A 2,748-nucleotide genomic window follows, 5' to 3' on the forward strand; every position below is an offset into this window, starting at 1 on the left:
GTTAGTATTTCCTTTGTTAATGCTAAAAGCTAAAGGTATGCCATCGCCATCCATATAAAGTAGGGAAACTACTCTCATAGCTCCCCCCTTATCAAACCGTACGTGCCCTATTAAGGCATACGGCTTACCAACGTGTTTGAAGTAAACTTGAATTAAATGTAAGTTTGACCAGCATTAATAGCATTCAATCGGGCAGGAGTAAAATATTCTTGCCCTCTCTTTTTCTTATTGGCGATTTTAGACTCTAAATTCTTTTTAGCTCTGTCCTTTTGTCTTTCAATGTACGTTTCAATTTCATATCCCCACATTTTGTTGTAATATAGCCAGTTTCCTGGTATCAATCCAATTCTTGCAAAGTATTCGTTGTTCCATTTTTGTGTAAGCAACCAACCTTTTCTTTGTGATGGATTTTTATGAACCATTGCAACTCTCAGCCTTTGCCTGATGTATGAGTCTATATTATGTAATAGATGTCCTGTAGCTGTTACAACGCATCTACTACGTTGACCATATCCTTCGTTTGCTTTGATAGCTTTGTGTAAATTAAGATAGTAGTTAACCTTCCCCCTTATTATTGGATTCACTCTGTCAAGCAAACTCTTAGTACTTAAAGTTAGGCTTTTCACAGTTTTATCCTTTATCTTCTGTTTGAAGTCTTTAAGGGAGTTATTTGTTGGCGTTACCATGAAATATCTGCTACCATCTTTCATTCTATTTCTCCAATGTTTGAAGGTGAATCCTATGAAGTCAAAGTCATCTTTATCAAAATCTACAAACTTTGTCTTTTCCATAGACACTTCAAGACCTAAATTCTTAATGATTTTTTGTGCAATTTCTCCTGCTCTTTTTATGTCCTCTTCAGTTTTTGCGAATAGGAGAAAGTCGTCTGCATATCTAACAAACCGTATTCCTTCTTTTTCTAATTCCCAATCTAATTCGTTAAGATAGATATTTGCAAGTATTGGAGATATTACTCCTCCTTGCGGTGTGCCTGCTGTTGTTTCATTGTATATGTCATCTTTCATATATCCTGCTTTCAGCCATTTCCATATCATGTCTAATACTGTTCCATCTGCTATGTATTTTGATACTATTCTCATAAGATTCTTATGAGGTATGTTATCAAAGAAACCTTTGATGTCGCAATCATAGATATGATTATATCCTGTTTCTATATTCCATAATATTATTTGTAGCACCCTTTCTGCTCCTAATCCTTTCCTGTAGCCACAAGACCATTTGTGGAATATTTCTTGCTCAAATTTTGGATTTATTACATTTACAATGCTTTGCTGTACTATTCTATCTTCAATTGTGGGAATTCCTAAAGGTCTAAGTTTACCATTTTTCTTAGGTATATATACTCTTTTTACTGGGGTAGGTTTGTATGTTTTATCTTTCAATTTACTCATTAGGTCTTTGATGTTTTCTTCTTCATTGGATTTGAAGGTATTTATTGTTACACCATCAATACCGCCACTACCTTTGTTTTCTGCTACCTGTTGCCATGCCGCCATAAGTTTATGTTCAACTAATATCTGTCCGTAAATACTATGCATCTTAAATTTTAATTCGTCATTCATTTCTTATCCTCCATTTTTCTTGTGTTCTTTGGGTTCGTTTTTACTTTTGTAGCGTTACCCTTTACATTACACATGATTGAAACTTCAGTCCACTGAGGTCAACTCCCTTCCGTTCAATATGTGTTTGGTCACATATTTACTTCCGTACTATGAAGTTGTCTGACTTCTCCGTTCGTAACTACAACTTCGGCATAACCTTATATGTATTTACCCCTTTCAGGCTTGAACGGAGACCTCACAGGGTCATTGCATTTTCCTTCTTAACATACCAGGTGCTTTCACATGATAAGCTGTAATAATTCGGATAGCTCTTGGAATTATTACCACAGGACTTCCCATCCTTTTTGCATGGTCGTCAACTTACCCCGCCACAACGCACTTCACACTTTCGTATTCCGGTCTGTTAATCCGCTTATGAGCCTCTCGGTTATTCACGTCTCCTTCAGACACTACCTCACGATAATGCCTTAGACTAAACTTCCTATGCTATGCTATCATCCATAGGGAAGGACTTTCACCTTCGAGAACCCCGACACTTCCAATCTTCCGACTTGTTATTACCTCTAAAGTATCATCGTCTATGATTTTAACATGTTGGATTTCGCAAACATTCTGCTTGCAAATATGCAACTGCCTGTCGCACGAAAAGAGCGACCGTGGTGTGGTCGCTCTAATGTGCTAATTGTGAATTTCTATGATTTCCATATCGCTATCTTCTAATAGCATTTGATATTTGTCCGCTTTTTCGGAAACACAAACGCTGTACGAAAAGGCTGAACTCATAAACAAAATAATCTCAACGATTAACTGGTTTTGGGAGTCCGGGTGAATAAAAAGTAGATGGCAGTTAAGATGTGCCGCTGGCTTTATTGCATCCGCTATTTCTGGTGGAATTTGCATAACTTTCTCATACTTTTTGTCATAATTTCCGTTGCTTCCGTTATATAATATTTCTCTTATCTTTTTTGCCGTGTCATCTTCCCAGCAATATTTATCACCTAACTTATAGCAGGAATACTCGTAAGCGATTTTAAGTGCCGCAAGAAAAAATAAATTAAAGTCTATCGTTATATCATATCCTATTTCCGGCTGCCATATCACGGGTTCCTGCTCAGTTATTTTCTCCATTGCCTTTTGAATTTCCTCCGCAGGAAGCCCAAGTCGT

At 36.9% G+C, this 2,748-nt stretch carries 2 protein-coding genes; both read right to left on the reverse strand.

The window, feature by feature from the left end; translation table 11 throughout:
- Window positions 1-152: 152 nt before the first annotated feature.
- Window positions 153-1,583, reverse strand: a complete 1,431-nt coding sequence (gene ltrA / locus RTW14_RS18625) for a group II intron reverse transcriptase/maturase (protein WP_312654318.1) — start codon at window positions 1,581-1,583, stop codon at window positions 153-155.
- A gap of 678 nt (window positions 1,584-2,261) precedes the next feature.
- On the reverse strand, window positions 2,262-2,748 hold a 487-nt coding region (locus RTW14_RS18630; protein ID WP_312654320.1), incomplete at its 5' end, for a hypothetical protein.

It is taken from the genome of Aminipila sp. (assembly GCF_032051575.1).
In the GTDB taxonomy this organism is placed as follows: domain Bacteria; phylum Bacillota; class Clostridia; order Peptostreptococcales; family Anaerovoracaceae; genus Aminipila.